Below are 24,166 nucleotides of genomic sequence, written 5' to 3'. Positions count from 1 at the left end.
TCCCCGCCTTAGAGTCGGTACTGACCCGTGGAATTACTTATCGGCGTAGGCGTCAGAGATGCTGATACCGGTGATTTCGATAGTCTCCAGGGGTACGTCCTGGTGGAAGCCTTTGCTGCCGGTTTTAACGTCTTTGATTTTGTTGACCACGTCCATGCCGTCGACAACCTTACCAAATACGCAGTAACCCCAACCCTGAGAGTCTTCGCTGCGGAAGTTCAGGAAATCGTTGTCCTTAACATTGATAAAGAACTGGGAGCTGGCGGAATGCGGATCCATGGTGCGGGCCATGGCCAGGGTGCCAGTGTCGTTCTTCAAGCCATTGTTGGCTTCGTTTTCGATGGAGTCGCGGGTTTCCTTCTGCTGCATGTCCGGAGTCATGCCGCCACCTTGGATCATAAAGTTGTTGATCACCCGGTGGAAGACAGTGCCGGTATAGAAATCGTCACGGCAGTACTGCAAAAAGTTGGCAGCAGTCTTGGGTGCCTTTTCGAAATCCAATTCGATGGCTATATCTCCATGGGTTGTGTGAAGGGTGATCATAAAATGTCCTATGAGGGTTGATTTGGGGCGGCATGATACCTTGTAGTCTGTAGCTGTAAAATGCTGTGTCGGAATATCTGTGTCAATTGCACAAAAATCAAACGCTTGCAGTGAATTTCTATGAAAAGCGTTCCTTCAAATTCGATATTCTGTCTCTCAAGTAGGTTATAATTCGCCGTTTACGTTCGCACAGCTGTAAATTAAGAGAATCCTATGACATCCGAGAGCAAGCCAGCTCACTTTTTACAGAACCTTATCCGTGAAGATCTGACTGAGGGCCGGGTTACGCAGATCGCGACCCGCTTCCCGCCGGAGCCCAACGGCTACCTGCATATTGGCCACGCCAAGTCCATCTGTCTGAATTTTGGTCTGGCGCAGGAATTCGGTGGCACCTGTAATTTACGCTTTGACGACACCAACCCGGCCAAGGAAGAAGAAGAGTTTGTCGATGCGATTAAGCGCGATGTCTCCTGGCTCGGTTTTGAGTGGAATGGCGAGGCGAAGTACTCCTCGGATAATTTTGATCAATTGTACGAGTGGGCTCTGCACCTGATTAAAGATGGCAAGGCCTATGTCTGCGACCTGTCCGCAGAAGAAGCTCGTCACTATCGTGGCACGCTGAAAGAGCCGGGCAAGAACAGCCCCTTCCGGGATCGCTCTGTCGAGGAAAACCTGGCGCTGTTTGAAAAGATGCGCAACGGTGAAATGGAAGAGGGCCAGTGCAGCTTGCGCGCCAAGATCGATATGGCCGCACCGAATATCAACCTGCGTGATCCGATCATCTACCGCATCAAAAAGATGGCTCACCACCAGACTGGTGATAAGTGGTGCATTTACCCCAGCTATGATTTCGCTCACGGACAGTGTGATGCGATTGAGGGTATCAGCCACTCCATCTGTACCCTGGAGTTTGAAGATCACAAGCCGCTGTACGACTGGCTGATCGAGAACCTGCCGGTGCCTTCGCGTCCGCGTCAGTATGAATTTGCCCGTCTGCACCTCAACTACACCGTGGTGTCCAAGCGCAAGCTCAAGCAACTGGTAGACGAAGGCCATGTAGACGGCTGGGATGATCCCCGCATGCCGACCCTGTCCGGTATGCGCCGTCGCGGCTTTACCCCGGCTTCCATTCGCAACTTCTGCGAGATGATCGGTGTAACCCGCTCCGACTCAGTTGTCGATGTGGGCATGCTGGAATACAGCATTCGCGACGATCTGGATAAAAATGCACCGCGCGCCATGTGTGTGATGGAGCCTTTGAAGGTCACCCTGAAAAATTACCCGGAAGGCCAGGAAGAGATGCTGTCGGCACCCGGCCACCCGGTGCGCGATGATCTGCCGGCCCGTGAACTTCCTTTTGGCCGCACTCTCTATATTGAGAAAGAGGATTTTCGCGAAGAGGCCAACAAGAAGTACAAGCGTCTGGTGCTGGGCAAAAAAGTTCGCCTCCGCAACGCCTATGTGATCTTTGCTGAAGAAGTCGTGAAGAACGATGCCGGTGAAATTATTGAGGTGATCTGCTCAGTTGATCTGGACACCCTGGGCAAAGACCCGGCCGACGGCGTTAAACCGAAAGGCGTTATTCACTGGGTATCTGCGGACAACAATGTCGATTGCGAAGTGCGTCTGTACGATCGCCTGTTCAATGATGCGGCGCCGGATGCCGGCGGTAAGAACTTCCTCGACTGCGTAAACCCGGACAACCTGCAAATCCTAAAAGGCTGTAAGGCGGAAATCGGCCTGGCCAAAGCGGAGCCGGAGCAGGGCTACCAGTTCGAGCGCAACGGCTACTTCTGTCGCGACAGCAAGTACGGCAGCGCAGAAGCGCCGGTGTTTAACCGCACCATTGGTCTGCGCGACAGCTGGGCCAAAGAGCAAAACAAATAGCAAAGCGGAGAGCTGCCCGAGCGGCAGTTTTCGCGGCTGGGTCAATGACTGGCCCAGCCACACAGCAAAAAGAATTCGAGAGAAAAGATGTCTCTACAGGTCTACAACACGTTTTCCGGGAAGAAAGAACCCTTCGTACCACTGGTGGAAGATCAGGTGCGCATGTATGTGTGTGGCCCCACCGTGTACAACCGCGTGCATATTGGCAATGCCCGCCCTGTGGTGGTGTTTGACACCCTGTACCGGGTACTGAAAAGAAATTTCAGCGATGTGATTTACGCGCGCAATATCACCGATATTGACGACAAAATCATGAAGACCGCGCGGGATAACGGCGAGGAAATCGGCGTGCTGTCAGCGCGCTATGCCCAGGCTTACTACGAGGATATGGCCGCGCTCAATAACCTGGAGCCGGATATTGTCCCCTACGCCACTCAGCACTTGCCGGAAATGATCGCGATGATCGAAAGCCTGCTGGAGAAAGGCCACGCCTACGCCGCCGAAGGCCATGTGCTGTTCGCCGTGGAATCCATGCAGGAGTACGGTCAGCTGTCCAAGCGCTCCCTCGACGATATGCTCGCCGGTGCGCGGGTGGAAGTAGCGCCTTACAAAAAGTACGCCGGCGACTTCGTACTGTGGAAGCCGTCCGCCGATGACGAGCCCGGCTGGGACAGCCCCTGGGGCCGTGGGCGCCCGGGTTGGCACTTGGAGTGCTCGGCCATGATCAAGAAGCACCTGGGTGACACTATCGATATCCATGGCGGCGGTCGCGACCTGACCTTCCCCCACCACGAAAACGAGCGCGCCCAGAGCTGCTGCGCCAATGGTGTGGATTTTGTGCGCTACTGGATGCACAACGGCTACGTGAATATCAATGGCGAAAAAATGTCCAAGTCCCTGGGCAACTTCCGCATGGTCAAAGACCTGCTGAGCCAATACCCCGGTGAAGTGCTGCGTTTCGCACTGCTGTCTGCCCACTACCGTTCAGAACTGAATTTCAGTGCTGATTTGCTGGATCAGGCATGGCGCACCCTGGATACTCTCTACGGTGCCCTGCGTGAAACGGAAGCGGTTGAGGCTGAAGCGGCAGATCTTAACGACAGTGCCTTTATCAAGGCGTTGGAAGACGATCTGAATACGCCGATCGCCATCAGCGAGTTGCACCAGATTGCCCGCGACCTGAACAAAGCCGATGAGGCGGATAAAGCACGCCTGAAAGGTTTGCTGCTGGCCGCTGCAGATATGCTGGGCATTCTCCAGCAAGACCCGGAAGCCTGGTTCAAACAGGCCCGTGGTGGAGATGAAGGTATTTCTGCCGAAGAAGTTGAAGCACTGATCGAAGAGCGCGCACAGAGCAAGAAGAACCGTGACTTTGCCCGCGCCGATGAGATTCGCGAAGAGTTAAAATCCAAAGGTGTGGTGCTTGAGGATAGCCGCGAAGGGACCAAGTGGCGCCGCGAATAGCGCGGTCCCACCCCGAGATACGGATAGACTTGAGACACCGATAGATTTTTCCCGGCTTGGCACATTGCGGCCGCCGGGGAAGTGAAATTCGAATTTCATTTGTAGAAGCGAACCATGAAAAAAGTATTTGTCCTGACCAGCGCTGTGATCGCCCTTATCGCACTGACCGGCTGTGAGCCCAAACGGGGTTCCGATGCCTGGTGCGAAAAAATGGATGGCATTCCCAAAGGGCAGTGGACTTTTGACGATACCCGCGACTACACAAAATATTGTGTCTTCAACCAAAAGCCGGAAGAGGAATAAGCGGGCCTATAGTCGTTGTTCTTCGTCGATTCCTACCAGCACTTCTTCCGCCCGCTGACCGGTAAATACCGCGAACAGGTGGTTGAGTGCTTGCGTCTTTTGTATGAGCGTCTGTACACCGCCAAGGCCGACTACGGTGAGTCTTTGCTGCGCGAGCAGATCCTGGAAATTTTTGCCGAGGCCCTGACCCGCGCGCCCCAACTCGATAGTGAAGATGGTGTGCAGGACCCCGAGGGCCGCTTCCGCAACCTGCGCGATCAGGCCGTCTGGGTACTGAATAGCCTGGTGGAGTTCGGTTGGCTGGAGAAGCAGGTGGACAGCGCCACGCTCACCGCCACCTATCCGTTTAGCCGCCGGGGCCGCCTTTTCACTCAGCCGCTAGTGGAAGTGAACGGCACTCGCGTGCGCACCCGCCACCGCAATACCCGCAACACCTTAAATGCCCTGGAAGCCTTTGCCAGCCGAGGTGAAATCCACGACTTGATCGATGCTTGGGAATACTCCGAGCGTATCGTGGCGGATTTCACCGATATGATCGCCGAGCTGGAAGAGCGCAAGCGGGAAATGGTGCGGGAAGTGGAGGCCCAATTGCTGGTGCAGCAGGCCACCGATGAGTTTTTCTCCTTTATGGAGAGCCGTTTCCAGCCGGACCTGGCTATCCGTCTGTCTGCGGACAGCGTGGAGAAGCACCGCGATTCCATCAACCGGGTGATTGACTGCATTCGCCGCAAGGAGGATATGCAGAAAGCGGAGTGGGAGAAGCGCCTGCGCCAACTGCTGCCGGAGTTGGTGCAACCGGGCCACTCCCTGCTGTGGCTGATGCTCGATACCATCGAGGACCGCATGCGCCGCGCCTGCGAGGTGAAGTTGCCCGCTTTGCGCCGCGCGCTACAGGGCTTTACCAAGCGTGCCGATATTATTATTCGCCAGCTCAGTTACTTGCACAGCCAGGCCGAGGGCGAGTTTGCGGACCTGTGCCAGCGTCTCGGTGAGAGCCAGCAAAAAACACAAATTCTCGAGCGGCTGGGCGAACAGCTGGGCGGCTTCCAGCTGCGCCTGTTTGACCCCAAGCAAACCCAGCTGTGGCAGCGCAACCGCCGCCAGCCGGTGAATACCCGGGTCGAAGATGAAACCCCCATCGGTGAAGAAAACCGCCGCGAGATCGAGCTGCAACAACTGCTCGACCAGGCGTTTAACTTCAATAACAGTAACCTGCGCGATTATCTGAGCGATGCCCTCGGCACCGGCTGCCAGATCAACAGCCGCAACCTGCCATTGCGCGATGCGCGTGATCTGCTCGCTATGAGCCATGTGATCGAAGCGGCGGCGGTGAACCAGAGCGGCGCCGCCGACCTGCAGGTGAAATTTACCGGTGAAATCGCCAGCAATGACTATTTCACCGAATTTGACGAATATATCCTGGAGCTGAAAAACAGTGATTGAACAGGCTTTGGAAGAGGCCCTGGCGCAGTGTCGCCTGAACCGCAGCGAATTTTCCGAGCTGCTGGTGCGCCTGTTGGATTACGGCGTTATCTGCCGGGATGAAAGCGTAATTGAGACCACGCTTTATGATCGCTTCCAGCGCTGTGAGCAGCTAGTGCGCGAGTGGTTGGCCCCGCTGGGGTTGCGTTTGCAGCACGACAGCCGTTTCCAGTTTATCCGCGTGTATCCGCCCGGCGCCGAAGTGCCAGGTCTGCCGGATCAGGAAGAGCCGCACCATGGCGGCTTCCGCGCCCGCCTCAGCCAGCAGGAGGTGGCCGCGATTCTCGCCTTACGAGTGGAATACGATAAAGCGCTGCGGGAAGGGCAAGTGGATGAGAGCGGTTGTGCCGCGCTGTCGATGGAAGCCCTGGAACTGGGCATGCGCAACCTGCTGAAAATGTCCCTGCCGGATAAACACGCCGAGCGTAAAAACCTGCTGAAGAAATTGCGCCAGCTGCGCCTGGTGCAGTTCAGCAGCGAAGAAGTGGAGACCAGTGCGGAAGTCTGGTTGCGCGTACGCCCGACCATCGCCCACTTTGTCAGCGAGTCGGTATTGCACCAGCTGATCGACAGCGAAGCCCCGCCCGCAGTGGAGAGCGAGGCCACTCAAGCTGATGAAATTGATCAGGCTGAAGAGACGGAACAAGAGCAAGCGCTCGAACGCATCACTCCTGAAGTCGAAGATAACAGCCTGTTTGAGAGTGAAGCCGCTTCCTAGTTGAAAATAGAGGCCGCAGTAGCGGCTATAAAAAATCGAAAACATTCGACCGCCCGGGTTTGCGTAAATTGTGCCCGGTAGCCTCGGAGAGGGGTGTCGGCTTCCCGCCTGCAAAAAAGCCCCTGCTTTTGAAAAGACCGTTTTTTTGAAAAGACTATGTTCCTAAAAAAACTGATCCTGATTAACTGGGGCAATATCCCGCAGTTGGAATATGATTTCGGCCCGATCAACCTGTTTTCCGGTGGCAACGGTTCCGGTAAAACCACGGCGGCCGATGCTATCCAGACATTGATGACCGCCGCCCACGACACCCTGTTTACCTTTAACCCGGGGCAGGATGAAACCACCCAGCGCGGGCGCGGTGGCAAGCAGGTGCGGACGCTAGCTTCCTATGTACTGGGTTGTGACGACGGCAGTTACGCCCGTGTAGAGCCCACCGACTGTTACATCGCCGGTATTTTTCACCCCACCAGCGGTGAAGACGATGCTGAGCCCTTTACCGCAGTGATGGGGATTCGCGCGCACCTGGATAACAGCAGCAAACCCGCCCAGGCCCGCCAGAGTGATTTGCGCTTTTTCGTATTCCCCGGCGAACAGTTGGTGATGGGGGATTTTGTCCGGGATTACACCGACGGCAAACACCTGCTGCCGCTGGATAAATTCAACCAGGTCCTAAGCAAGCAGTTCGAAAAAGTAGAGCAGTACGACAAGAAAAAGGCCTACCTGCGCCGCCTTTACGGCGCCCTGCGCGGACGCCGCGATGCGGTCTCCGATCGCGAGGCCATGCACGCCGCGCGCACCTTTGCCAATTTTATGGCCTACAAGCCGGTAAAAAGCATCAACGATTTTGTCGCCCAGGAAGTGTTGGAAAAACGTGATCTGGGTGATGCCATCCGCTCCGTATCCGAGCTGATGAAAACCATTCACAGCATGGAGCAGGAAGCCCGCCAGATTGTGGAGCGGGTCAGTTCCCTGGAGGCCATCGCCCAGTCGGTAGAGCTCTACAGGGAGCAGTGGTTGCAGTTGCGGGTGCAGGAATATTTGTGCGCACGCCACCACCAGCAGCGGGTACAAAAGAGTTATCTGAGCGGCAAGAACGACCAGAAAAAACTGCGCAGCGATCTGGACAACAATGAGCGCGAAGTGCGCGTCGCCTCCGAGCGCGTCGAGCAGCTCAATGGCCAGCTGGTAGAGCTTCAAGCCCAGCGCCTGGGTATCGATGCGCTGCGCAATAAGGACGAACTGGAACAGCGTATTAACAATGCCCTGAGCCTTCTGTCCCAGCAGCACACTCCGATGTCTGCCGAAGAGGCCCGCTGGCGCGAGAACCGCGAGGCCGCCGAAGAATTATTAAACCTGCTCAACTCCACCTCCGCCGAGCTGGAAATTCCCGCCTTCTCCGATAAAGCACTGGTGCAGGCGATCAAGCAGGTAGCCCGCGAGGAAGACCTGCCGGATCTGCACAAGTTGTTGGGTAAGGACTGGATTGACCTGGCTGCATTGGAGCCACTGCGGGAGCGCGCTGCCAGCAGCGAAGCTCTACAGAACCGCCTCTTCGACCTGCTGGATAGCAGTGGCAAAGCCGGCGCCAGTGATGAGGTTTCCCCCAAAGAGCAGATTGCCCAGCAGGCCTCCCGCTGGGAGCAAAAAGTGCAGCAGCTGCAAAAGCAGCTGCGCACCCAGGAGAGCCGCATTCAGCATCTCCAGGCCAACCGCGTGCGCTACCCCCAATCGGTGGAAGCGGCCCTGGCCGCAATTCGCAAGCAGTGCCTTGAGGCGGAGCCCCGCGTCCTGTGTGATTATGTGGAAGTGCTGGATGAGCGCTGGCAGATGGCGATTGAAGGCTATCTGGGCGGCGCGCGCTTCTCGATTATTGTGGAGCCGGAACACGAGGCCCGCGCGATTCGTATCGTGCGCAGCCTGCCCGGTCGCAACAACCGCGCCCGCGTGATCCAGGGGGATAAAGCCCGTCGCGATGCGGAGCGCCTGGATACGCCGTCTGGCTCCATTATCGAACTGATGGAGTTCACCCATAAAACTGCCGAGCACTATCTGCGCGCCTCCTACGGTGCTGTGGTGCAGGTGGAGGATGAACACGAGCTGCGCGGCACCCGCCGGGGCCTGACTGCCGACGGTATGGCCAGTGGCAACTACAGCATGTGGCGCTGCGATATGGACGATGCCGAGCTGGTCTTCGGCCAGGGCGCCCGCGCCCGCGCACTGGCGGCGCAGCAGCGCGCTATGGAGCAGTTTCTGGAAGAGGCTGCCCACGTCAACGAGCGCCACCAGCTCTACCGCCGAGTCACCAACGCGGTGCGCGGACTGGCGAATATCAAGCTGTTGTCCATTGTGGATTCCGCACTGGCGGCCCAGCGGGAATGGCGCAGCGCTGAGCGGGCCCTGGAAAACCTGGACCTGAAGGACTTCGAGCAGTTCGAGCAGCAGGTTGATGAACTTAAGGCCCAGCTTAAAGACCAGCAGAAGCAGCTGTCGGACCTCCAGCGCAAGCATGGCTCTCTGGAGACCAAGCTAAGAAGCAACGAAAAACTCTTATACGCCCTGTCTGGCGAGCTGGAGTCCCTGGACGATGCCGCCAGTGACAGCGAGGAAATGGTAAGGCGTATTACCGCCATCGATCCCACTTTCGATGCCGAGCAAGTACTAGTTACTGCCGACGAGCAGGTAGAGCGCGCCGCCGACAACTTTGACTTCTCAGCGGATATCGAAAGTTGGCAGGGACAGCTGGAGAAATACAGTCGCCAGTTGGATCGCGCGGTGATGGAGTACAACGCCACCTGTGCCAGCGTCGATACCCTGGTGTTTGAGCCAGACTTGAGTGGCGGCCATAAAGATGGTCTGTTCAAGTTGATCAGCGGTCTCGGCGATCAGGTAGAGACCCTGCGCAACCGCCTGAAGAACAACCTGCTGGTGGAGCGCCACGATCAATTGCTGGGATTGAAAAAATCCTTTAACACCACTTTTGTAACCCACTTGTGCCACGCTATTTACCAGTCCATTAACGATGGTAAGCGCGTGTTGGATGATCTGAACAAAGAGCTGGAACACCACCGCTTTGGCGCCGACCGCGAGCGCTTCCGTTTCGACTACCAGTGGGTGGCGGAATTTAAGGAGTACTGGAGCTTCTTTAAGGCGGTAATTGAACTGCCGAACCTGGGCGAAGAGCAGAGCTTGTTCGACACGGACTTGGCCCCCAAGCACCGCAAGGTGCGGGATCGCCTGTTAAGTATGCTGCTGAGTGAGGACGAGCAGGTAGCGCGGCGCGAGCTGGATCGCATCAGCGATTATCGCAACTACCGCAGCTATGAAATCTACAAAGAACCGGAAGGCAAGGAGCCGATTGCGCTCAGCCAGTACGGCACCGGTTCCGGCGGCCAGCTGGAAACTCCGGCTTATATTATCCGCTCCGCAGCGGTCACTTCGGCTTTCCGCTTTGGTGAAAGCGGCAGCCATTTGCAGATGGTGCTGGTGGATGAGGCCTTCTCCAAAATGGATGAGTCCCGCTCCAAGGAAGTGATCCGGTACCTGACCGAAACCCTGGGCTTACAGCTGCTGTTTATTATGCCCAGTAGTAAATCCGGGCCTTTTATGGACCTGATCTCGAATCAGTTTGTATTCAGCAAGTGCCCCAGTGCCAAGCCCATCGGCCAGCTGAATACCCGGGTGTATGTCGATCGCAAGGTGTGCAACCAGGAGCGTATCGCCGAACTCTGGGCCAATCACCGCCGCACGATTCGCCAGCAGGCGTCGCTGGATTTTATGGACCTGGTAGAAGTAGAGGGATAGGTATTTTCGGGGGAAACCCCTCCATTGGCAGGGAGGCAACCGATGGAAAAGGCATTGCCCTATTGGGTAGAGGAAAACCCGCTGTTAATCGGCATCCTGAATTTTATTCTGGATCGGCGGGACAGCCAGCTGGAACGCGGCAAGGAAGCCCGCATTAGTTTCAGGCTGGACTTGCGCGCTGGCAGTAAGCGCTGGTTGGAAGTGTTGGAGCCCCTCAGGGACCCCACCCAAGATGAGAGGGAGCTGTGGGACCAGCTGCAGCATTTTGCTCGGGAATACCAGTGCTTTACGGTAAAGCCCAACCCGAAAAGACGGCCCGGTATTGCTGAGTGGCAGGGGGCCCAGTTAATTTTCCGGGATGCCAGTGAGGAGCAGCTGCGTCTGTGGCTTAATCGCCCATCCCAAGGACTGCGCCGCTATTAATTTAAAAGGTTGCAAATTCTTGAGCCAGGTTTTTCCTGCTTCCTGGCATTTACAAGGCTTCTCCATACTGCCAACTGAAATTCAGGAGGAGGGGTTATGAAGGGCCCGTGCTCACGGGTTCTGATGAAATAAGGCGGTAGCCTTGTTATTCGCTCCCCGCTCCCTCCGGTATATTCAGCAGCGGAGGGTGAGTGCTTTATGCGTAAGTGGCACTTGGCTTGCCTGAGTTGGGTAGCCTGAGCGTAGTTTACTTTTAGGGTGTAATTTGGCTAAACAGGCCTGATGACCAGTGAATTAAAGATAATTTAACAGAGACCAGCAGGCTATGGTAAAGCCTGCTGGTCAAGCCCTATATCTTAAAGTGGGTTGTCTTATGGCAATGGCAGGCTTCCTTCACCGACAGGGGCTGCAATTCCCATTTCCCACTCTATAAGCTGCTTGATTCCGGCCTGAACCCCGGATTGGAATACCTCAATACTGGATGGGATTACCACCGCTCTCTTCGCCAGATTGAACCCCATGATGCTTTCTGTGCTTGCTTCCCCTGTGGTTTCGACCCCTCTTATCAAAAAGTTACCAGCGTCCCAAACGTCTTCCCCATACAGGTTGACAACTTCAGTAATGGCTTCGCCTTGATCTAGTGCAATACCGATATTCTGCATAGCATTAGCTTCCGCTGTGGGCAGGTAGACTCTAAGCAATTGCCCGCCGCTAAGAGAGGCTGTTTCTTGATCTATGGTATAGCCTGCTGCGACCTCGGGACTGTCAGCAAAGTAGAATCCTCGCCACGCTTGCCCCTCGGGGAAACCGCTAATAGCTTCTATTCCTTGGTTGACTATACTGACGGCATTACTTGCTGTTGTTCCGTGGTACCCAACAAACCGATAACCAGCTCTTTCCAATGCGGCATGTGCAGACTCTATCAATTCAGAAGAAAGGGCTCCTTCAGTACCCGCTGCTGCACCTGTGAATGTTTGGCCGAGTAGCTCCGAAGCAGCTGGGGCTATTTCAGAAGCAGTTGCTGCTGCGCCAGCTTCTTCCAGTGCCGCTAAGCCCTCCTCAGTCGCTATCGCCGTACCTTCAGCGATGCCTTCCGTAACTACTATTTCACCACTGATCAATGCACTATCGGCCTCTAACACGGCGGGTGTTGCTGCGCCCCCGGTTGCAACGATTACTACTACCGATGCGACTGCTGCAGCGGCCCCTATAGCTATGCCTGAATACGAAAATCCGAGTTCGGCACCGTAGATCATTTTTCCATCCAGGGTTATATCGAAATGATCTCTATATTGCCTAAGCTTGGAATACTCTTCGTCACTCAGTGGTGTAACATAAGGCTCCTGATCTGGATTGCCATGCGCAGCTTCATATATTAGTTGCGCAGCAAGTACACCCTCTGATCCTGTATGCTTTCCGTATGGATTTACGAGGGCGTCAATATGATGCGCGAGTTCCTGAATAAAAATGATTTCTCCTTCTATTATTGGGTCTTTGCTATTTATATATTTATTACTAAAATAGATCGTACCTTCTTTGTATGCTCCCCTAAGCTCTACTGGTTGACCGGTGGATATATCTTTTATAGGTACACCTTTTACACTCGCACTGGATTTTGATGGGTCGAAAATGACAACCTCAGGAAACCAATCCATACTTCCGGAATTAAAATTATTTGCTAATGATTGAGCAATGTTTTTATCATAGTTTTCGCCAAAGACTGCGCTCATCCATTGCTCATCCTCTAAGTAAGGTAGCAATTTTTGTGTGGCTAGATTTTTGTAATAATCAAGACGGTCAATGTCTCTATAATACCCTACTGCACTAGTGGCGCTTCCCCACCAGGGCTTATGGCTACACAATCTAGATGCATCCTGATCATGACTAAATATTACACAGGATTTTGCAGGTAAAACTACCAAATTGTCATTATATTTAGGCACCCAGCCACCATGCGGATAGGCCCAACTATGCACATAGCCATCAACTTTAAATGGGGCAGCATTTACCACAAATTCATAGTTGCCATGGTATTGACCAAAATACCCCTGCTTTTTTGTAAATAGCTCTTTACACTCATCTTGGGAGGTGTTTGGATATATATCTAGGCGACAAAATGCATATAGTTGCTTTGCTCCTTGATATATTAACACATTATTTTTTGTGTGAACTTCATCTGCAAAAGATAAATGAGAGATGGCTAAGGTCAATAAGCAAAACCTTAGCCTATTTTTTAAATTTCTCATGATTTAGTACACCTTTCTATGTTTGTGACAAGTACAGCGATATGTTTTGAAATAAATTCACTATGCACTTACTAAACTTGCGGTCTAGTGAGAAGTCAGCAAAGCTAAATTTGGTTTTCGGTGTTAACTTTAATATTTTTTTTAAGGGTTGATATCAATATTGGTCATACTTTTTTATATTATGGTCTAAAGGTTATTTTTGTAGATTATTATTTGGCCTGCTTTAATGGAATCTAATTGATTTCCTGATTAATGCCCATTCTTAGTGCCTGGGAGCAAAAATATTTAAATTTGAAGAAAACATTTAAGGGGCTTCTGAAAGGCCTGCAGAGATATCGTGAAATTATTCAGAGACCTCTTAATTTATTTTATTGTAAAACATACATGGGGGGTAAGAATCATCCAAAAAATATACCTTATTTCATTAGATTCAATCCATTATAGTTGTGAGGTGGTTTCTAAATTCCCGCGATAACCAACACACTTGCGATAGCGGAGAAGGCCAGTTGGCTATAAGTTTAGATTGCCTAGATAAGTGACACGCGCCTGCCGACTAAGAGTTTCTGCAGGCGTCAGTAATTTAAAATTTTATTGATACGGAATACTGCATTATCAACCTGGTGTTTCGGCAGATTTATAATTTGAACCCCACACGAGAAGAAACGTTTCAATAGCCGTTGATGTTTGTTTAGTTACTGTTTCCTGGAGTGAATTTCTGCCTCGCTCAGGGTTCTTGTATTTGTGATTAGATGGGCAGGTGGTCGTTATTTGAACTGCTAATCAGACAGTAAACGGTTGGATGGCAGGTTATTTTTCACGCTTCTCAGTCCGCATGGATCTATCAATTTGCTTGGCCCTTGTGGGTTGATCTGCTTATTTGCTATGCAGCGCCAGCTAGTGAACGAGCTCAGCGCTATAAGGGTCGTGACAAAATATAGGATCCTTAGTTTGAGGTGGACCTATTATTGGAATGACTGAGCCGTTGCTCAATCGCTCGGGCTGGATAGACCTGCCTGTTGGGATTTCAATCTGGTATGGTTTTGGGGGTAGCTAGCCTTCATCTCCACTATCGCCAAGTTTGTCAGTTATTGTGGGAGTTTAGAGAGAGGTAGGGACACCCGTCTAAATTTGTCGCTATTCGATAAATTTTAATTGTTTGTTTTTATGGAATGGTGACTTTCAAGGCGTCAGTAGGCGTTTGAACTTGTTTTTTATGCGCAATTTCTCGGAAGATAGAAAAGATATGCTGTAAAAATGCCACCCAGAATAACAAGTGCAGTTTCCGGAGTTTGCTATGCGTCAGTTTTCCATCCTGGTCATTTTTGCGTTGGCCTTTGGCGGCGCCGCCGTGATGTATGAAAAGGAAAGCCGTAAAGTAAAAGGCGTGTTGACCCAAATTACTGAACTTCAGGCGCAGATGGGTGATTTACAGGCGGAGATCAACCGCCTGAACAGTGAGTTGGAAGCCGTGAAGCTTGCGGAGCGCCGCCGCCCTAATCTGAGTGCTATGGCCAACCGCATTCGCCGCGAAGGTAGCGGCAACTCCGCACAAGTTGCGCCCAAGCCGAAAGTGGAAGACCGCTTCGAAAAGTCGCGCAACCTGATGCAATCAGACGTTACCAGCGCGCCGCCGGCTATCCAGTCGAACACTCGTAGCAACAATGATGAAAGCGAGTGGTCTCGCCCAACTGTAGATGCCGATGAGTATCGCGGTGAGACCGGTGAAGAGCCTGCAGTGGTCGATCCCTACCAGTAATTTTGCACTCTGCATATTGATTCCCTCGCCAAAGCCCGCAAAATACCTGCCTCCCGCAGGATACTGTTTTGCGGGATTGTCTGTTTTAGGGAGCCTCTGAATAACTCCGTAATATCTCTGCGGGCCTTCAATGCCCGCCCTTCGGGGCTTGCAGAGCTATTCACACTCCGCGTTGCGACTTCTTGAAAGGTCTAGACATTCCTGCGAAGCCGCGCCTTGATTGTGAACCGCTCTGTAAGCCAGAGGCATCACGGAATTATCCAGGGGCCCCCTGGCTGACACGATTTGAAATTATAAGTGGGCAAGGGGCGCTAGGTATGTCGCTGAACAAGTTTTACAACACCTTAAATGGGCAACTGGAAGGATTGCTTTCTGCGGAGCGAGACTGGCTGGCCAACACCGCCAACGCCAGTGCGCTGTTGTTTATGGAGCTGGAGGATATCAACTGGGCCGGCTTCTATTTCCTCTACGGTGATGAACTGCGTTTGGGGCCCTTCCAGGGCAAGCCCGCCTGTACCCGGATTCCAGTGGGGGCCGGTGTTTGCGGCGCAGCTGTTTCGACCGGTGAATCCCAATTGGTAGACGATGTGCATCAGTTCCCCGGCCATATCGCCTGCGATGCGGTGTCGGCCTCAGAGGTGGTGGTGCCACTGTACGACGAAGCGGGTCGTTGCCTGGGAGTGCTGGATGTCGATAGTCCCAGTGTGGCGCGTTTTAGTGAGGAAGACCTGGCAGGCCTACAGGACTTTGCCCGGGTATTGCTCAAGTCCTCAGACCTCCCGGCGAGCTGATGGCGCTGCTTTGGCAAAAGCAGGTTGGCGACACCTGTTATCAGGTGCGCAACCATGGCGCCAGTGTGCGCCTCTACAGTAACGGGGTTTTTCACTCTCAGTGGAATTCCCGCGATCCCCTCAAGGGCTCCCTATGGGAGCTGTTGCTGCTACCGGCATTTTTCCTCCCTGAAGAGCGCTTGAATTCGGTATTGGTGCTCGGCGTCGGTGGTGGTGCCCTGATTCGCCTTCTGCAGGCGTTCACCTCCGCCAAGCGTATTGTCGGCGTAGATTTGGACCCGGTGCACCTGGATATTGCCCGTCGCTTCTTTGACGTGCGCGATGTTGAACTGGTGTGTGCCGATGCCTGTGACTTTGTGCGCGACCACTTGAATAAACCCTCTCACAGCACTTTCGACCTGGTGATCGACGACTTGTTTGGGCACTACGACGGCGTAGCGCAGCGAGCGGTACCCGCCGATAAGTCCTGGTGCTCCAGCCTGATGCGCCTGCTTCATAAGGATGGTGTGCTGGTCAGTAACTTCGGGGATAGGCCCGAGCTACAGAACAGCGCTTGGCGTGACAAAGCTATGCGCGAGCGACTCGGTGGTGCCTGGATGGCCTATATGCCCCAGTATGAGAATCATATCCTGGCAGTGAGCAGAGGAGCCCTGCGCAAAGGCGAGTTGGCGGCCAGGGCCCCAGAAAAGATCAATCCCGCCAACCCCAACCGGCGCCTGGATCTCCACATGAGCCAGCTGCGCTAATCTCGACTGTCCCCACAGAGGCTGGCTCCTAAAATCCCTGTCACTTTAATAGTGATATTCATTGGCGCCCTTTGTCACCCCGTGACTATACTCAGAAGGAGCGAAGTGTTCTGCCGGGATCGATTGATGCGGTACAAAACGGTTGAGGAAGTGATTCAGGAAGGAAGGGATTTTCACGCCAAGCTGGCGCTGCAATACGAACAGTACGAGCAGCTTGCCACCAATAAACGGGTCGAGTTGCTGCTGGACCAGCTGCGACGACGGGAAGATTCCATGAAGCATTCACTGGATAACTTCCATGCAGACCTGCCACCTGGGGCCTTGCATACCTGGGTGCAATTTGCCCCGGAGGGGCGCGAGAAAGAGTTCTTGCAGCGCTTGAGGGGTATTGATATTGAAGACTTGGAGCAAATTGCCAAGTTGGCCATGGATATTGAAATCTATTTGGCCGATCAATATCGGGATCTTGCCCAGGGTGCTGAAACTCCATCAGCCAGGGATGCATTTGAGCGATTGCGACAACTCGAAGAGTTGGAAGAGCATACGCTGTCGATGAACTTGTTTAATCTGCGCGATTACTAGCCCTTAATCCTGTTTCCAGGCGACTGCTGCCTGCCTGCGTCCCTAGCTCTTAGGGGCGCAGACGGTATACGCAAAATCCTTGCTCTTTGGTGATCAAATCCACCTGGGAAAAATAGCGGGGCCCTTTTTTCGCCAGGGGAATAAATTCATTCACCACAAAAATCGCAGCGCCGGAATCTTTGAGAATCCGCGCACTCTGTTGCAAAAAGCGATCGGTCAAATCCCCTTCAACCTGAAACCCCTGGTGGAAAGGCGGGTTGCACAGCACCAGATCGGCGATTTCACTCTCCAGTTCAGAGCCTGCATCAGAGGGCACAACGATGCCTTCGATACCCTGTTCGATAAAGTTCTTGCGGCAGGCCAATAGGGCAGCGGCGTTATTATCCGTAGCGGTAAAGTGATATTTACCCAAAGCGGCCAATTGCATACTCAGGTAGCCATAACCACAACCGAGATCAACAATACGAGAACCGTCCTGTGGCAATTCAGTCGTTAATTGCTGGGCGAGGAGAGCACTGCCTTTATCGATTTTGTTCCAGCCGAACAATCCAGGCTTGGAGTAGAGGTCGCTAAGCTCGGGCAGCTTTTGTAACTGGGCGTACTGAAGCTCACTGATTGGATTGCCGGTGTCCTCGTGAGCGACAATATTACTGCTCAGGTAGTCGTTGCCGTTTTTTTGCAATTGCTTGGTAGTGCCCAGGCGTTCGGCCACTTTCGCGGCGTAGCTTTTGATCCCGCTTTGCTTTTCGCCCAGCAGAACCAATTCGCCACCTTCACCGAGGAAGTTGGGCGCACAATCAATAATATGGTGAACTACGGCCTTCTCTTTCGAAACGGCGTAGACAATACGGCGGTATTTGCGGTCCAGTTCTTCAAAGTGGAAATCGTTGAAGAAGCTCCGCTTCACCGTATTTTCGGCGAGTTCGGCAATATCCCAGCGGTTACTGATTAAATCCCCGGCAAAATGAAACCCCTCCTGATGTAAGAGGGGCTTGCTGTTTTCATCGGCGATCCACAGGGTTTCCTCTGGGGCCTGGATAAGTTCCTGATGTAGAAGGGGTGACATATCTTTTTTTAATTGATAGAGGCAATTTCTTCAGGGGTCAGGAGGCGGTAATCACCTTCCTGAAGTTCTTCATCCAAGATGATTTCGCCGATCTTCTCCCGGTGCAACTCCAATACCTTGTTGCCCAGGGCCGCAAACATACGCTTCACCTGATGATAGCGCCCCTCACCGATGGTGATGCGCACTTCGTTGGCAAAGAGGATCTCCAGCTTGGCGGGCTTGGTTCTCTTCTTTTCATTATTGAGCCAGACACCCTTGGCAAACTTGGCCACGGCATCTTCCTCAATTTTCTCGGCCAACAGAGCGTAATAGGTCTTGTCGCAATGGTGGTTGGGGGAGGTCACCTTGTGGGACCACTGGCCGTCATCGGTAAGCAGCACCAGGCCGGTGGTATCAATATCCAGGCGCCCGGCAATATGCAACTTTTCCTTGTTAGGCTCATCAATCAGGTCCAGCACCGTAGGGTGCTCGCCATCTTTGGTGGCACTGACATAGCCCAGGGGCTTGTTCAGCATAATGTAGCGGGGCCCCGGCTCGTGCAGGGGCTCATCATCCAGGCACAACTCATCACTGACTTGTATTTTGGTGGCCGCATTGGTGACCACCTCACCATTGACGGTAATGCGCCCCGCCCAGGCGGCGCGCTTTACATCAGTGCGGGAGAGGTCGGTGACCTGGCTGACCGCTTTATCCAGACGAATCAGGTTAGCCAATTTTACGCTCACCGGAATCGACAGATTGATAGATCAGGGTATTGATGGTCATGGGACCAACGCCACCGGGTACCGGGGTGTAAGCGGCAGCGCGCTCGGTCAGCGGGCCCAGCTCGATATCGCCGACACCACCGGGGTGGTAACCGGCATCCACAACCACAGCGCCATCCTTAATCCACTCGGCCTTGATAAACTCAGGCTTGCCCACGGCGCCCACTACGATATCGGCGCGACGGATATGCTCGGCCAGATCTTGGGTGCGGGAGTGGCAGATAGTCACGGTGGCATTGGCATTCAACAACATGGCCGCCATCGGCTTACCCAAAATGGGGCTGCGACCCACAACCACGGCGTGCTTGCCTTCCAATTCAATATTGTAGGCTTCCAACAGGCGCATAATTCCTTTAGGAGTCGCGCAGCCGTAAGCCTCTTCACCCATTGCCATACGGCCAAAGCCCAGGCAGGTTACACCGTCTACATCTTTCTCCAGGCTGATCGCATCGAAACAAGCGCGCTCATCGATCTGCGCCGGTACCGGGTGCTGGAGCAGGATGCCGTGGACGTTGGGGTTGGTGTTGAGTTCTTCGATCTTGGCGAGCAGCTGCTCAGTGGTGGTGGAGGAGGGCAGTTCCACCTGGAGGGAGTCCATGCCGATGCGGCGGCAGGCATTGCCCTTCATCTTTACGTAAGTGGCGGAGGCGGGGTCATCACCTACCAGAATGGTCGCCAGGATTGGCGTTTGGCCACCACTCTTTTCCTTTAGTACGGCTACCCGAGCCGAGAGTTCCTCTTCAGTTTTCTGTGCCAGGGCCTTGCCGTCCAGAACCAGTGCAGACATAGATACTATCTCTAACAGTAAAAAATCGATGGCTAATAGACCGGAATCTGCTTCAGCACCTACTTTATATAGAAGGGCGGAAGCCGGCGATTTTTAAAAACGCTTACTTTTTATCCGGTCGGATTCGCGAAGTGCGCCATTTTCGCACAGGTTGGAAATAATTTCGCCACTTCTAGGCCTAGATAGGCAAAAGGATAAACTTCTTTAAAAATAATAGCTTAGAAGCGTTGACATGGGCCGGGGGTATCATTACTATGCACGCACTTCGCAGCTACAGCGACTTACACAACCACCTACGGGGCGGTTAACAGGGTCAAAGAGGTGCGAATGATTGGAAAAACGGGGCATAGCGCAGTCTGGTAGCGCGCCTGCTTTGGGAGCAGGATGTCGGGGGTTCGAATCCCTCTGCCCCGACCAATTTTCCGGGTTCACCTTGCGCCCGTAGCTCAGCTGGATAGAGCATCCGCCTTCTAAGCGGATGGTCGCAGGTTCGAGTCCTGCCGGGCGTGCCATCTTCACGAGGTGGTGCTGGTTTGGCAAAAAGGACTTAGTCTGAAGCCAGATTGGCTGCAAGAGGTATCCGGCAATCAGTACTGCCACAAGGTGCTGAAGTATATCACTTTTATGGTGGCCGTAGCTCAGTTGGTAGAGCACAGGATTGTGGCTCCTGAGGTCGCGGGTTCGATCCCCGTCGGCCACCCCAGATTCTTCCTTGTTTATCAAGGACTTAAAACCCCGCCTAGTGCGGGGTTTTTTCGTTTTGGGGTCCAGTGTGGTAATTTGGTGTGGTAATTTTGGCCTCAATCTATGTTGAGGTTTGCTTAGTTTGCTTTTTCCCAGGGGGTGGGAAGTGGTTATCGATGCATTGGATTTCGCGCATAAAGTGTTGGAGCAGATGCCGGGGCCAGATGAGCAGAGGAGAACCTACGATCAATTAAGCTCAAAGCCGAGATCAAGCTTTCAGGATGTTGGGCTTCTTCTAACTGAGTGGAGGTGCTGGAAAGCGACTCTGGAAGGGCAGCTGAGCCAGCTTGATAGGGTAGATTGCCGACTTAAGAATAGTGAAAGTTTAAGCTCGCTAAATGAAGGTCTGTACCGTGAGTTAACCTGGAGGTCAGAGGGGGTAAGAGCCTTTACAGAGTGTCAGATCAGTTTCGTAGATATTGAAATTGATATCTTGAAAGATTGGCTGCTTGATTGGCAGAAAAATGAGCATATCGAGATCTCTAAACGAGGTGTTCGTGCTGCTGAAACCGGAGTTGAAGTAGCTAAAGAGGGGGTAAAGGTTGCTGAAGAGGGTATGGAGGTTGCTGCTGAGAGTACAAAAGCAGCCCAAAAAAGTGCCGCTGCGGCAGAGGCTAGCGCTGAAATTGCCCGTACAGGTGCGGCACATACTAAAGTAGGGGTTTGGGTTGCTGCTGTCTCGGCTTCTATAGCTGCCTTGGCTCTTTCTTGGCAGATCTGGTCTCAAAATAAAGATCTTTCTGTAAATCTAAACTCCCCTGTGGCTCTACAACCAGTCGCTCTCTCTGATGAATCAATAAGCAATCTAACTCATGCATTTGCAGTCGAGTTATCTAAAGCAAAAGGTGAGCAGGTCACTTTATCGCCTGAATCAATCGAAGGCTTGAGAGTTGTACTGAGACTTGAGCTTGAAAGAGATGCTCATATTGAAGTTGTAGAAACCAAAGAGAATGTAAAGCAAAAGGCAAACTAAATTATTTGCCTTTCTTTGGGCGCTTCCGGTCTAGGCTGACAACTTTATCTGCTGTTCGATTGTATCGTTCTGCCATTGAGCGGGTTTTGTGTCCGGTAAATTTCTGCACGTCACCGTCAAAATCACTGGCGGCTTTAATTTTCAAATCGTGAAACCGAAACCGCTCCTTAATAACTCCCGCTTCAAGCGTTGTTCGCTTCTCTCTTAGCCAAGTGGCATTAAATCCCATGCGGGTGAAGGGGCGCCCGATGCGGCTGCGAATAATATGAGCTGTTTGAATTTGTGCATCAACATTGCTCGCAAGTGCACGCTCCTCAGCTTCCTTTAGCGCTGGGCTCCAGAGTTTTACCTGTGCTTTTCCGGTCTTTCTTTGAATAATAAGTAGACCATCTTCTTTCATATCTGCACGCGTAAGGGCCAATACATCCTGCTGTCGGGCTGCACACAGATAACTGCTCTCCATGGCGCACCGGTGCATGATGTGGCCGCGCTCACCAAGCCATTGCCAAAAGGCTTCATACTCTCAGTCTTCTAAATAGCGACCGTCAGCTTTTTCCATGAATGTTTTAATTAATGCGATTGGGGCTTCGGTTGTCACAAAGCTTTTGGATTTACCTTGCTTCATCGCAACTTCTAGAAAGGTTCTATCGCGGTTTACTGCGGGAGGGTGCTCTGTTCCATGGGCATCTATTAACATTTGAACCAGTGACGAAGTGATTGAGTCAGGTGTCATTCCCCTAAACACAGCCAAGACCTGTCGGCTATAGCGGTAGTAGCTTTTCTAAGTCTGCATCTTGTTGCGTACAGCATCGACGATGGTCACTGAGACGGTAATTACGGTGGCGGAAAAGTACCATTGCGGTTATGGACGACCAGAACACCATGCAAATTGATAGTTCCGGTGATGCTATGCATAGCGCGATTACGGTTCCTAGCGAGCGATTAAAACAACGGGTGGCCGGCCGGGGACATTGCAGATGATTATTTGGGATACGGGCAGCAATTTTTACTCGTGTTAAATAATATTTACTGAGATAAATAGATTAATTAGTAGTGTTGTCTTTATTTCTGTTTTATCTGGTACGGTTAAAGAGGAAAAAATTTTGTAGGAGTAGGAAAGAGTGAAATACAATGCTTCGAGCAGTTTTAGTCCAATAAACCTACAAAGGTATTTTTCTCAGATTGTAATTACCAAGACGCTCGAATAATACCTATTGTCAAGGAACAGGTCTCGCTATGTCAGGATTTAGCTCTAAAAAACTGTCCGAAGTATTGTTGTACCTCACAATGTATGTAATGGAATGTGACTTTGAAAAAATTGTTAAATAAATACCCCGGGTGCGGGGTTGTATTGAAGAATGCTATTGCTAGTATCACTTTAAGCTGTGCATCGGCACTGGTTCAGGCAGAGACTATAAGCACTAAAATAGATCTAGGTGAACCATACCCTTTCATAATGGAGAGTGGGATTGAATACAGGGTGGAGTTAGATGTCGGCTATAAGTTCGATTCTATTGAAAAAATTTGTATCAATACTGAGCCTAAAAATGGTGATGCCACAGCAGCAGGTTATAGGTTTACAGATGAATTAGTCGGGCCTGACGATATCATTAATAAGTTTATGGTAATGAGGCTTCTCAGTTATTCAGTCGACCTTCCAACACCAGAAAATCCTGATCCCGCACCCCAAATAGGAGATATCGATTTTTGTGAAAATGGGAATAGTGTTTTTGCAAATAACTTTCTTGATGGGGAGGGCGAGTTTAAACTCTTTGTGTCTGGTGGCTTTGTAGAGTTCTGGGATATTGAGCTGGTTATTGAGGGTGCTGTTTCCGACATTCAGCTGGCGATTGAGATTGATGAATCTGCTGAGTTCTCAGTTCCTTCCTACGGAGGTAGGGTCAATTATGATGCAAGTATTCGTAATTTAGACTCTACGCAGTCATTGGTTACATTCGAACAGTGGAGTGTACTCAAGTTCCCCAATGGGGATAGTTATCCAATTCATAAGTCACGGGATGTGGTATTAAATTACTCTGAGGCGAAAGATTACACTAGAAATTATCTAAACATACCTGCTTGGTTTGAAGTTGGAGATTATGAGCTAATTTGGTATGTAACTGATCCAAGCACCGGGAATCGAGTGAAAGATAGTCTGCATTTTACAAAGAGTGCTGACTAAGTTTTAGGCTGCTGGCAGGCTGGGGCGCTTTCGTGCTCCAGCTGTCCTTTTTTCAGTTGCTATTGATGTTTATCGGCCTCTATACGCTATAGGAATAGATAAACTACGGTACCCATAAAAAATATCTGTATCAGCGGTGAGGTATTCTAATCTGCCTCCATTTTTATCAACAATTATTAAGAAGTACTCGCTATAGTAGTACTGTGCCTAAGGTTTGATATATTTGATTTAGAATTTATCCGGGAGAGTGTGGCTTGATTGCCTATCTCTAAGGTTCAAGCGATAGAGCTATCTTTGGTAGTCAGGTAGATTGGCCTAAAGTCTCGATTGTGATTTTTTATGCTAAAAATTTCTAGGAAAGGATCATAATCCGACTTATTTTCATGCGCAGGCGTTCTGCTAAATGAAATCTTGAATTTAATGGTTTCTCATTTTCGCTACTTTCCCCGATAAAATTTTTGGTTATTTATTAATAAATGTTGAATAGGAGGTGTCAGCCATATATGGATCTGACATTGGATGAGATTTTTAAGTATCGCGATGATGTAAGTGCTGAGTTGGATCTGTCCAGCCTGGTAGAATCCCGTCAGGCTTATAGCGCCCATTATTACATTGAAACCTCAAGTTCTTAACTGAGTAGACCAATGAGGCCATAACTATGGTACAAGTTTATAGATCTAAATATCACTCGTAGTGATGATGGTAGTTTGTATTCATGGGAAGCTGGTACATTAAGCCTTGACCCTTCCAAAGAGTTACATGGTTCAGTTGATATGGTGTCAATTAAGGTTAAAGAATGATCCTGAAGTAAAAGTTGAAGGCATCCAGGTATGAGTGGAGATACATATAGAAATATATCTGAAAAAAATATTACTCAGTTAGGTTCTTTTCAAAGCTAGTAAATA

At 51.7% G+C, this 24,166-nt stretch carries 21 protein-coding genes and 3 tRNA genes; 17 read left to right on the top strand and 7 right to left on the bottom strand.

The window, feature by feature from the left end; translation table 11 throughout:
• Positions 1 to 33: 33 nt before the first annotated feature.
• A complete protein-coding gene (locus BTJ40_RS14305) occupies positions 34 to 543 on the bottom strand; it encodes a peptidylprolyl isomerase (RefSeq protein WP_108733726.1) in 510 nt (169 codons plus the stop codon).
• A 213-nt stretch (positions 544 to 756) separates the two neighbouring features.
• On the opposite strand from BTJ40_RS14305, the gene BTJ40_RS14300 reads away from it, so the two are divergent.
• From BTJ40_RS14300 to BTJ40_RS14270, 7 genes are all read left to right on the top strand, one after another.
• The gene (locus tag BTJ40_RS14300; RefSeq protein WP_108733725.1) at positions 757 to 2,430 is read left to right on the top strand and encodes a glutamine--tRNA ligase/YqeY domain fusion protein; all 1,674 of its coding nucleotides are present in this window, start codon (positions 757 to 759) and stop codon (positions 2,428 to 2,430) included.
• Positions 2,431 to 2,517: 87 nt separating this feature from the next.
• On the top strand, positions 2,518 to 3,894 hold the full coding sequence (gene cysS / locus BTJ40_RS14295) for a cysteine--tRNA ligase (protein ID WP_108733724.1): 1,377 nt from the start codon (positions 2,518 to 2,520) through the stop codon (positions 3,892 to 3,894).
• Between the two features lie 114 nt (positions 3,895 to 4,008).
• Entirely contained in the window at positions 4,009 to 4,197 is a 189-nt protein-coding gene (locus BTJ40_RS14290) for a DUF3012 domain-containing protein (RefSeq protein ID WP_108733723.1), read from the top strand.
• A 15-nt stretch (positions 4,198 to 4,212) separates the two neighbouring features.
• Positions 4,213 to 5,640, top strand: a complete 1,428-nt coding sequence (locus tag BTJ40_RS14285; RefSeq protein WP_108733722.1) for a Wadjet anti-phage system protein JetA family protein — start codon at positions 4,213 to 4,215, stop codon at positions 5,638 to 5,640.
• A complete protein-coding gene (locus BTJ40_RS14280) occupies positions 5,633 to 6,397 on the top strand; it encodes a DUF4194 domain-containing protein (protein ID WP_108733721.1) in 765 nt (254 codons plus the stop codon). Before BTJ40_RS14285 ends, BTJ40_RS14280 begins: the two co-directional genes overlap by 8 nt.
• Positions 6,398 to 6,553: 156 nt before the next feature.
• Positions 6,554 to 10,201 carry an ATP-binding protein gene (locus BTJ40_RS14275; RefSeq protein ID WP_108733720.1) on the top strand — a complete coding sequence of 1,216 codons (3,648 nt, stop codon included), beginning with the start codon at positions 6,554 to 6,556 and terminating at the stop codon, positions 10,199 to 10,201.
• Positions 10,202 to 10,243: 42 nt separating this feature from the next.
• Positions 10,244 to 10,624 (top strand): hypothetical protein, encoded by a 381-nt coding sequence (locus tag BTJ40_RS14270; RefSeq protein ID WP_108733719.1) that lies wholly within the window; start codon positions 10,244 to 10,246, stop codon positions 10,622 to 10,624.
• Between the two features lie 371 nt (positions 10,625 to 10,995).
• On the opposite strand, the gene BTJ40_RS14265 is transcribed toward BTJ40_RS14270, so the two are convergent.
• A complete protein-coding gene (locus BTJ40_RS14265) occupies positions 10,996 to 12,870 on the bottom strand; it encodes a hypothetical protein (RefSeq protein WP_108733718.1) in 1,875 nt (624 codons plus the stop codon).
• A 1,294-nt stretch (positions 12,871 to 14,164) separates the two neighbouring features.
• Between BTJ40_RS14265 and BTJ40_RS14260 the strand changes: the two genes are divergently transcribed.
• The 4 genes from BTJ40_RS14260 (at position 14,165) to BTJ40_RS14245 (ending at position 16,745) form a co-directional block, all read left to right on the top strand.
• A complete protein-coding gene (locus BTJ40_RS14260; protein ID WP_108735279.1) occupies positions 14,165 to 14,626 on the top strand; it encodes a hypothetical protein in 462 nt (153 codons plus the stop codon).
• Between the two features lie 317 nt (positions 14,627 to 14,943).
• Positions 14,944 to 15,417 (top strand): GAF domain-containing protein, encoded by a 474-nt coding sequence (locus BTJ40_RS14255; protein WP_108733717.1) that lies wholly within the window; start codon positions 14,944 to 14,946, stop codon positions 15,415 to 15,417.
• Entirely contained in the window at positions 15,417 to 16,163 is a 747-nt protein-coding gene (locus BTJ40_RS14250) for a spermidine synthase (RefSeq protein ID WP_108733716.1), read from the top strand. The genes BTJ40_RS14255 and BTJ40_RS14250 overlap by 1 nt, the downstream gene beginning before the upstream one ends.
• 126 nt (positions 16,164 to 16,289) lie before the next feature.
• A complete protein-coding gene (locus BTJ40_RS14245) occupies positions 16,290 to 16,745 on the top strand; it encodes a hypothetical protein (RefSeq protein ID WP_108733715.1) in 456 nt (151 codons plus the stop codon).
• Positions 16,746 to 16,794: 49 nt separating this feature from the next.
• Here BTJ40_RS14245 and BTJ40_RS14240 read toward each other — a convergent pair whose 3' ends face one another.
• Genes BTJ40_RS14240 through folD form a run of 3 tightly spaced genes read right to left on the bottom strand, consistent with a single transcriptional unit; the run spans position 16,795 to position 19,362 of the window.
• Positions 16,795 to 17,811, bottom strand: a complete 1,017-nt coding sequence (locus BTJ40_RS14240) for a class I SAM-dependent methyltransferase (protein ID WP_108733714.1) — start codon at positions 17,809 to 17,811, stop codon at positions 16,795 to 16,797.
• Positions 17,812 to 17,819: 8 nt separating this feature from the next.
• Positions 17,820 to 18,524 carry a 16S rRNA pseudouridine(516) synthase RsuA gene (gene rsuA, locus BTJ40_RS14235; RefSeq protein ID WP_108733713.1) on the bottom strand — a complete coding sequence of 235 codons (705 nt, stop codon included), beginning with the start codon at positions 18,522 to 18,524 and terminating at the stop codon, positions 17,820 to 17,822.
• Positions 18,517 to 19,362, bottom strand: coding sequence for a bifunctional methylenetetrahydrofolate dehydrogenase/methenyltetrahydrofolate cyclohydrolase FolD (folD, locus tag BTJ40_RS14230; protein ID WP_108733712.1), 846 nt, complete (start codon positions 19,360 to 19,362; stop codon positions 18,517 to 18,519). Before folD ends, rsuA begins: the two co-directional genes overlap by 8 nt.
• 340 nt (positions 19,363 to 19,702) lie before the next feature.
• On the opposite strand from folD, the gene BTJ40_RS14225 reads away from it, so the two are divergent.
• The 4 genes from BTJ40_RS14225 to BTJ40_RS22360 all read left to right on the top strand — a co-directional run bounded on the left by BTJ40_RS14225 (position 19,703) and on the right by BTJ40_RS22360 (position 21,079).
• Positions 19,703 to 19,779: transfer RNA gene (locus tag BTJ40_RS14225), tRNA-Pro, on the top strand.
• Positions 19,780 to 19,797: 18 nt separating this feature from the next.
• Positions 19,798 to 19,874, top strand: a tRNA-Arg gene (locus tag BTJ40_RS14220).
• A 115-nt stretch (positions 19,875 to 19,989) separates the two neighbouring features.
• Positions 19,990 to 20,065: transfer RNA gene (locus tag BTJ40_RS14215), tRNA-His, on the top strand.
• Between the two features lie 474 nt (positions 20,066 to 20,539).
• Complete coding sequence (locus BTJ40_RS22360) at positions 20,540 to 21,079, top strand: hypothetical protein (RefSeq protein WP_157954079.1); 540 nt, start codon at positions 20,540 to 20,542, stop codon at positions 21,077 to 21,079.
• 1 nt (position 21,080) lies between these two features.
• On the opposite strand, the gene BTJ40_RS14205 is transcribed toward BTJ40_RS22360, so the two are convergent.
• Together BTJ40_RS14205 and BTJ40_RS22510 are read right to left on the bottom strand one after the other, a co-directional pair.
• On the bottom strand, positions 21,081 to 21,557 hold the full coding sequence (locus BTJ40_RS14205; protein WP_108733710.1) for a tyrosine-type recombinase/integrase: 477 nt from the start codon (positions 21,555 to 21,557) through the stop codon (positions 21,081 to 21,083).
• 45 nt (positions 21,558 to 21,602) lie between these two features.
• The gene (locus BTJ40_RS22510; RefSeq protein WP_192879336.1) at positions 21,603 to 21,812 is read right to left on the bottom strand and encodes a hypothetical protein; all 210 of its coding nucleotides are present in this window, start codon (positions 21,810 to 21,812) and stop codon (positions 21,603 to 21,605) included.
• Between the two features lie 576 nt (positions 21,813 to 22,388).
• On the opposite strand from BTJ40_RS22510, the gene BTJ40_RS14200 reads away from it, so the two are divergent.
• Both BTJ40_RS14200 and BTJ40_RS22940 read left to right on the top strand, forming a co-directional pair.
• On the top strand, positions 22,389 to 23,261 hold the full coding sequence (locus tag BTJ40_RS14200; protein ID WP_238152009.1) for a hypothetical protein: 873 nt from the start codon (positions 22,389 to 22,391) through the stop codon (positions 23,259 to 23,261).
• Between the two features lie 503 nt (positions 23,262 to 23,764).
• Positions 23,765 to 23,893: a hypothetical protein gene (locus tag BTJ40_RS22940; RefSeq protein ID WP_255422612.1), complete on the top strand. Its 129-nt coding sequence runs from the start codon at positions 23,765 to 23,767 to the stop codon at positions 23,891 to 23,893.
• The last annotated feature ends 273 nt before the right edge of the window (positions 23,894 to 24,166 follow it).

It is taken from the genome of Microbulbifer sp. A4B17, from assembly GCF_003076275.1.
Lineage (GTDB): Bacteria > Pseudomonadota > Gammaproteobacteria > Pseudomonadales > Cellvibrionaceae > Microbulbifer.
The sequence above is the reverse complement of the archived record's forward strand: the minus strand, read 5'-3'. Positions and strand labels throughout refer to the sequence as shown.